Consider the following 8,160-nt stretch of genomic DNA (forward strand, 5'->3'; position numbering starts at 1 on the left):
TGAGTGTTTTTTCCAGAATTTATCAGATGATTCTTGATACAATTCCGCCGGACATTGTATCTCCTTTTCAGACGGGAAATGCGCTTCAGATTATATTTATGGCATGTATATTTGGGGTAACAGTGCTTATTTTGGAAAAATCTGTTCCTTCATTGAAAAATGTTCTAAATGAACTTCATGTGGTCATCCAGTTTATCATGGTTGGAATCAGCAAATTAATGCCCTTATTGGTTGGTATTTCTATACTAAATTTATTTTTGTCCGGAATGATTAAAAATATCGGGCTTATGGGAAAGCAGATTCTCATTTGTATTGGCATCGGAATCGTCGGAATGCTTTTATATGGTATTTTGATATCAAGAAAATATAAAATATCTCTATTCGGTTTCTTTAAAAAAGTAATGCCGAGTTTCCTGATCGCCCTGTCAACCGCATCGTCAACGGCAGCCTTTAGTAAAAATGTGGATATATGTCGAAATGAATTGGGTATTGATGGCCAGATCGTCAATTTTGGCATACCTTTAGGACAGGTTATTTATATGCCGTTGGGGGCTGTGGAATTTCTTGTGGCGGCTATGTGTATCGGATCCAGTTATTCAGTAGATATTACTCCGGCGTGGCTTGTCATTGCCGTATTTGTTTCAGGAATCCTTTCCATTGCTGTTCCTCCGATTGCGGGAGGAGCCTTATCATGTTTTACGATATTGTTTACCCAGTTGGGTATCCCGATGCAGGGAATAGCACTTGCCATTGGGTTGGATATGATCATAGATTATGTGGTGACAGCCTGTGATATCTTTTGTGTTCAGAGTGAACTTCTTATGGCAGCTTCATCTTTGGACATGGTTGATGCGACGGTGCTGCGCAGATAGGGGTGGCCACGAACCTGTCCACTAGACAATTCCCGCAAAAGCGTGACATGCGTCACGCTTTTGCTTATTGTGATATTATCTTGTTAATCTGATGGGTGTCTAGCCTGTTCCCTGGATATCAGTTTCTCGATGAGTCCGAGAAAGCCGTATAGGGCGGTGGCAATTACGCACAGGATGACGATGGACATGAGTACCCAATCCAGTTTGAAGACCTGGCTTCCGTAGACGATGAGATAGCCGAGGCCGGCATTGGCGGAAAGAAATTCGCCGATGATCACGCCGACAAGGCACAGGCCGATATTGACCTTCATGTTGCTGATGATATTCGGAATACTGCCGGGGATAATAACTTTTTTCAGCATATCCTTACGATTGCCGCCAAGAGTCCGTATCAGGAGCAGTTTATCCGGGTCTGTCTGGATAAAACTGGTGGTCAGGTTAATGACTGTACTGAAAATCGCAAGAGATACAGCGCAGACAATGATGGTTTTCATGTTGTTGCCAAGCCACACAATGAAAATGGGAGCTAACGCAGTTTTTGGCAGGCTGTTTAAGGTGATCAGGTAAGGTTCCAGTACGGCGGCGACGGTTCTGTTCCACCAGAGAAGGATTGACAGAAAAATACCGGCGGCAAGAACAATAAAAAAGCTTAAAAAGGTTTCGAACAGAGTAATGCCGATATGATAAAAAATGGTGCCGTCGGAAGCCATGTGTACGAAAGTGAAAAGGATCCGGGACGGACTGCTGAAAATAAAATCATTGAGCCATCCCACGCGTGTCCCGAGTTCCCAGAGAAAAATAAATAAAAAACAGATAAAGATTTGAGAAAACAAAATCTGCTTTTTTCGGCGTTTGAGTTGATCAAGGTAAGCTTTTTGGCTGGAAATGGTGGGTTCAGTCATTGAGATCACCCCACAATCGATTAAAATAATCCTGAAATTCTTTGGCAGACCGGGCTTTTAAAGGTGTTTTTTCTTTGAGAGACAATTCAATGGAAACGACTTCTTTTACAGTGCCCGGCCGATGGGTCATGACAAGGATCCGATCACAGAAGCTGATCGCTTCGGCAATATCATGGGTAACCAGGATGGCACTTTTGTGTTTTTTTCTGAGAATCGTGTAGATATCCTCAGAAACATTCAGGCGTGTTTGATAATCTAAGGCAGAAAATGGCTCATCCAGCAGTAAAAGTCCGGGATTTAAGGCGAGGGTGCGGATGAGAGCCGCGCGCTGGCGCATTCCTCCGGAAAGCTGGGATGGATGGGCACTTTTAAAATGTTCCAGACCATAATCATTGAGCATTTGGTGGACGGCCTTTATCCGTGCAGGTGTCAATTGATGATTTATTTCCAGACCAAGAAGTACATTTTCATAAATTGTCCGCCATTCCAGAAGATGATCTTTCTGAAGCATATAACCGATAGGCATGGCATGATGATTGCAAAGAGCATCGTGAATGGTTATGGTGCCGGCTTCCGGTGAAATTAATCCGAAGATCAAAGAAAGAATTGTAGATTTACCGCAGCCGCTTGGTCCAACAATACCTAGAAATTCATTAAAATGAACCTGGAAGGAAAGACGATCCAATGCCTTAGTTTCTCCTGAAACTGTATGATAAGTGTAACTGACATTTTGGACATCCAGCAAAGGTTTCATGGTATCCTCCTTCATAAAAGCCAAAGGCTTATATATTCATAGTATGCGAAATTTAAAAAGTGTGTTATAATGTTACGATATCAGGTGTAAAACTGAATACATTTTATGTAAGAATGTGTATGTGGGATTTGATATCTGCAAAACATGAGAAAGGAGAAAAATATGGCTAAAAAGAAAAATAAAACAGGATTGATGGTGATACTTCTTATTGGCGGTATCATTATCGGTGTCATTGCTGCTATATCAGTAATGACGATGCTCAATAAAAAAACAGGAACAGAAACAAAAGAAACGTCTCAGATTATAGAGACACAGGCACAGACAGAGACAAAGGAAGAGAGCTTTGATCCTTCAACACCGGATGATCCGGTGCCGACGGAGGAGATGGATATTGCAGTCATAAAAGTTAACGATCAGACAGTTACGATGAGAGAAGTGAACGTATATCTCTATCAGCTCAGAGATTTCTATACATCTCAGTATGGTGAGTCACCATGGAACCGGGATATGGAGGATGGAACGAAACTTCATGAATATGCGAAAGTACAGCTTCATGAAGGGCTTGTGCGTACAGAGATCATCAACAGCAAAGCAGGAGACTACGGAGTGTCTTTGACGGACGAAGAAAAACAGCAGTGTGCGGATGAGGCAAAAACATATATTAATGATCTGGGTGCGGCTATTTGTCAGGATTTTGCTCTGACAGAAGAGGGCGTCCGCATCATGAAAGAAAAGCAGGCTCTGTCCACAAAAGTTTATAATGCTGCTCTGGACAAGCTGGCCGAGACGGCAGAGGATACATCCGATGAAGCTTTAGCAAGAGCTTTTGAAGAAATGTATGAAGGATGGAAAGGTGAATACACGGTTACAGACGATCCGATCTGGAATAATATTGTGATCGGTTCCGTTGGTTGACGTTATGAAATATCAGTCTATGACGGAGGGCAGATTTGTCCGTCGCCGTAATCGATTTATTGCGGAAGTCATGGTGAACGGGCAATGTGAAGCAGTTCACGTGCGCAATACAGGCCGACTGAAAGAATTGTTTGTGGAGAATGTACCGGTGCTTTTAGAACCGGCTTCCAATCCGGAGCGGAAAACCCGATTTTCCCTTGTGTGTGTCCGCAAGAAGGAACAGTGGGTCAATGTTGACTCTGCAGCACCGAATCAAATTGTTGAGGAGATGGTCCGCTCGGGCCGTCTCTTTTCTGATGTAACCTATATCCGCAGAGAAAAGACTTTTGGAAATTCAAGATTCGATCTCTATGTGGAACATGGGGAACAGAAGCATTTTATTGAGGTAAAAGGCGTTACTTTGGAAGCAGGGGGTGCGGCCCGATTTCCTGATGCACCGACAGAGAGAGGGATCAAGCACATCCGGGAACTGATAGAAGCAAAAAAACAGGGATTTCTGGCCAGCATTGTGTTTGTCATCCAGATGAAGGGGATTTCCTATTTTGAGCCAAATAAAGAAAACCATCCTGAATTTGCCAGGGTATTGAAAGAGGCGAAGGATGCGGGGGTGGAGATTCTGGCTTTTGACTGTAAAGTTACAGAAGATTCTATTGAGGGGGACCAGCCGGTTCCTGTCGTGGTTGAGTAAATTCGAGGTATGAGAAAAGATGAATATATATGAAATGTTAAATCCAATGCAGCAGGAAGCTGTCTACAGCACCCAGGGACCGCTTCTCATTCTTGCGGGAGCAGGATCCGGAAAGACACGTGTGCTGACGCACAGGATCGCTTATTTAATTGATGAGCAGGGAGTGAATCCGTGGAATATTCTGGCCATTACATTTACAAATAAAGCGGCCGGTGAGATGCGGGAGAGAGTGGATCAGATTGTCGGCTTCGGGTCAGAGCAGATATGGGTCAGCACTTTCCATTCTGCATGTGTGAGAATTCTGCGTCGTTTTGCGGATTATTTGGGATATGACAGAAATTTTGTTATTTATGATACGGATGACCAGAAACATGTGATCAAAGATATATGCAAACGATTGAACATTGACACGAAGATACATAAAGAGCGCACATTGCTTTCGGCAATCTCTTCGGCAAAAAATGAAATGATCGATGCAAAGGCCTACATTTTAAATGCGGCGGGAGATTACAGTAAAAAGCGCATTGGAGATGTGTACGCAGAATATGAAAAGGTATTATATAAAAATAATGCCATGGATTTTGATGATCTCCTTGTAAAGACCGTCGAGCTGCTGCGGGCAAATGAGGATGTACGGAATTATTATCAGGAACGGTTTAAATATATTATGGTGGATGAATATCAGGATACCAATACGGTCCAGTTCCGACTGGTCAGCCTTCTGGCAGGAAAATATCGCAATCTGTGTGTTGTAGGTGATGATGATCAGTCGATTTATAAATTCCGTGGGGCGAATATTTATAATATTTTAAATTTCGAAAAAGAATTTCCTGATGCAAAAGTTATTAAGCTGGAGCAGAATTATCGTTCCACAAAGAATATTTTAAATGCGGCCAATTCGGTTATTTGTCATAATAAGGGGCGTAAAGAGAAAACCCTCTGGACAGCCAATGAAACCGGTGAAAAGATCGTCTTCAACCAGTATCAGAATGAGTACGATGAAGCTTTTCAGGTAGTCAATGAAATTGGACGGGAAGTATCTTCAGGGAAGTCTCATTACAATGACTATGCGATTCTCTATCGGACAAATGCCCAGTCCCGTGTTCTGGAAGAAAAATTTGTAGAAAAAAACATTCCTTATAAGATTGTCGGCGGTGTAAACTTCTATCAGCGTAAAGAGATTAAAGATATTCTTGCCTATTTGAAAACGATTGATAATGGCAGGGATGATCTGGCCGTGCAGCGTATTATCAATGTGCCGAAGCGGGGAATTGGGGCGGCATCGATCAATAAAGTAATGGAATACGGTGAAGCCCGGGATATGAGTCTTTTTGATGCACTGGAGTGCTGTGATGACATTCCGAAACTTGGACGAACGGCGGACAAAATTAAAGGTTTTGTCAATATGATCGAAGTTTTCAGAGCACAGAGTGAGTATATTACACTGGCCGAACTCTTTACAAACATTCTCGAGGAGACCGGTTATATTAAGGCACTTGAAGAAGAATTTGAGGAGCAGGCTGAGGCTCGAATCGAAAATATCGATGAGCTGATGAATAAAATTGTGGACTATGAGGAAACGGAGGAAGAACCGACATTAAGCGGATTCCTTGAAAATGTGGCTTTAGTTTCCGATATTGACAGTCTTGACGAAAATGAAGACTATGTTATGCTCATGACACTGCACAGCGCCAAAGGTCTGGAATTTCCTTATGTTTATATGTGCGGCATGGAAGACGGTCTTTTCCCGAGTTATATGACGATTGTCAGTGATGAACCGGATGAGATTGAAGAAGAGCGCAGACTGTGCTATGTAGGTATTACGCGTGCGAAAAAGAAATTGACAATGACCTTTGCGAAGACGCGTATGGTTCGCGGTTCAACCCAGTTTAATAAACCGTCCCGATTTGTCAGGGAAATCACACCGGATCTCTTCTATAAAGGTCGGATGCCTGAGAAGGAAAGAAAGGATCAGAGAATACAAAGACCGTCGGAGTCTGTTATAAGACAGCCGAAAACAATGACATCTTACGGGAAGGTATTTCAGGTCCAGAAGGCTACAGCCCTCGATTATACTGTCGGGGACAGAGTGCGTCATATTAAGTTCGGCGTGGGCACAGTCATCAACATTTCCGATGGCGGAAAGGACTATGAAGTTACAGTTGATTTTGACAAATCCGGTGTTAAAAAGATGTTTGCAAGTTTTGCAAAGTTAAAGCTGACGGATTAAATTTTACAAAATTGTAATGGTATTTTTCATGTAACAGTGGTATACTATATTCAAATAATGTTGCGAAAGGGTGGAGCAGAATGAGTAGATTTGAGGATATGATGAACTCAGTTAAACTTGATGAATTGAAGAGCATGATTAAGGTCGGCGAAATTCTGAATAAAAAAGATGAAGAAGATAAAAAGAAGAAGATCTGCATGGCAGGAATGATCGTTCTTGGCGTTGTGCTTCTTGCAGTTGTTGCATTTGCTGTTTATAAATATCTTTCAAAAGACAGCATGGATGATTTTGATGACTTTGACGATTTTGATGATGATTTTGAAGATGACTTTGATGATTTCGAAGATGAATCTGAAGATTTCGTCGATGAAACAACTGAGGAAGATGATTCAGAAGAATAATTATTGATACCGTAACTATGGGGATGTTGAATCAAGATTCAGCATCCCTTTTTGAATGATAAAAATGGAAATAATGGAGGTATTATGAAAAAAGGACAAATTTACGAAGGATATATCGAATCGATTGAATTTCCAAATAAAGGAATTGTTTTTGTTCAGGAAGAAACAGAGGCTGAGCCGACCCGTGTCATTGTGAAAAACGGCATGCCGGGACAGAAGGTTCGTTTTCAGATAAATAAAAAAAGAAAAAATCGTTGTGAAGGCCGTCTTCTGGAGGTTCTTGAAAAGTCTGATAAAGAGACAAGAGAGCCGGTGTGCACACAATTTCCTGCCTGCGGCGGCTGCATGTACCAGACCATGTCCTATGAAAGTCAGCTGGCGATGAAGGCGGATCAGGTAAAGGCACTGATCGATGGCGCATTGATTAACAGCGGACAGGTTGTGGCAGGTAATCCGGGACAGGCAGATTATCTTTTTGAAGGTATTCAGGGAAGCCCTATGGAATTTGCTTATCGCAATAAAATGGAATTTTCCTTTGGAGATGCGGTAAAGGATGGTCCGTTAACCCTTGGACTTCATAAAAAAGGAAGTACTTACGATGTACTGACATGTTCCGACTGTAAGATCGTTCATGAGGATTTCACGAAAATCCTTTCTTGTGTTTTGGACTACTGTCATGAACAGAAGCTGTCATATTATCACAAAATGAGCCATGAAGGCTATTTAAGACACCTTCTTGTGCGTCGGGCTCAGACAACCGGAGAGATTCTCGTAAACATTGTGACATCCGGTCAGACAGAACATGACTTTACACCGATGGCAGACCGGCTGCTCCAACTTGAACTGGAAGGGGAAATCAGAGGTATTCTCCATATTATTAACGACTCACTGGCAGATGTTGTTCAGAGTGATGCGAGTCGAATTTTATATGGACATGATTATTTTTACGAGACAATTCTTGGGTTAAAATTTAAAATCACACCATTTTCATTTTTCCAGACAAATTCTCTCGGGGCTGAGGTTCTCTATTCGGCGGCAAGAGAATATATCGGAAATACAAAAGATATGACTGTCTTTGATCTGTACAGCGGGACAGGTACCATTGCTCAGATTCTTGCCGATGTGTCAAAAAAAGTGATCGGCGTTGAGATCGTCGAGGAAGCTGTGGAGGCGGCAAAGGAGAATGCTGTTTTGAATCAGTTAGATAACTGCGAATTTATCGCTGGAGATGTGCTGAAAGTTATTGATGATGTGGAAGAAAAACCGGATTTCATCGTGCTTGATCCGCCGAGAGACGGTATCCACCCGAAGGCATTGGAAAAGATCATTCGTTATGGTGTGCCAAAGATGGTCTATATTTCCTGTAAACCGTCCAGTCTGGCACGAGACCTGGAAATA

Annotated in this window: 8 protein-coding genes; 6 read left to right on the forward strand and 2 right to left on the reverse strand. The window is 42.3% G+C overall.

The features are described from left to right. A partial coding sequence (locus QZZ35_RS07505) for a dicarboxylate/amino acid:cation symporter (RefSeq protein WP_291236840.1) occupies window positions 1-872 on the forward strand: 872 nt, incomplete at its 5' end. An 83-nt stretch (window positions 873-955) separates the two neighbouring features. On the opposite strand, the gene QZZ35_RS07510 is transcribed toward QZZ35_RS07505, so the two are convergent. Further along, a complete protein-coding gene (locus QZZ35_RS07510; protein ID WP_291236841.1) occupies window positions 956-1,774 on the reverse strand; it encodes an ABC transporter permease in 819 nt (272 codons plus the stop codon). After that, window positions 1,767-2,528, reverse strand: a complete 762-nt coding sequence (locus QZZ35_RS07515; protein WP_291236842.1) for an ABC transporter ATP-binding protein — start codon at window positions 2,526-2,528, stop codon at window positions 1,767-1,769. Before QZZ35_RS07515 ends, QZZ35_RS07510 begins: the two co-directional genes overlap by 8 nt. A gap of 162 nt (window positions 2,529-2,690) precedes the next feature. Here QZZ35_RS07515 and QZZ35_RS07520 point away from each other — a divergent pair, with 162 nt between their 5' ends. From QZZ35_RS07520 to rlmD, 5 genes are all read left to right on the forward strand, one after another. Next, complete coding sequence (locus tag QZZ35_RS07520) at window positions 2,691-3,443, forward strand: SurA N-terminal domain-containing protein (protein ID WP_291236843.1); 753 nt, start codon at window positions 2,691-2,693, stop codon at window positions 3,441-3,443. A 4-nt stretch (window positions 3,444-3,447) separates the two neighbouring features. Continuing rightward, window positions 3,448-4,131, forward strand: coding sequence for a DNA/RNA nuclease SfsA (gene sfsA, locus QZZ35_RS07525; protein ID WP_291236844.1), 684 nt, complete (start codon window positions 3,448-3,450; stop codon window positions 4,129-4,131). A gap of 19 nt (window positions 4,132-4,150) precedes the next feature. Continuing rightward, a complete protein-coding gene (pcrA, locus tag QZZ35_RS07530; RefSeq protein ID WP_291236845.1) occupies window positions 4,151-6,361 on the forward strand; it encodes a DNA helicase PcrA in 2,211 nt (736 codons plus the stop codon). 80 nt (window positions 6,362-6,441) lie between these two features. After that, entirely contained in the window at window positions 6,442-6,762 is a 321-nt protein-coding gene (locus QZZ35_RS07535; RefSeq protein WP_291236846.1) for a DUF4366 domain-containing protein, read from the forward strand. Window positions 6,763-6,846: 84 nt separating this feature from the next. Then, on the forward strand, window positions 6,847-8,160 hold a 1,314-nt coding region (gene rlmD, locus QZZ35_RS07540), incomplete at its 3' end, for a 23S rRNA (uracil(1939)-C(5))-methyltransferase RlmD (protein ID WP_291236847.1).

The organism is Frisingicoccus sp., assembly GCA_016298055.1.
Lineage (GTDB): Bacteria > Bacillota > Clostridia > Lachnospirales > Lachnospiraceae > Frisingicoccus.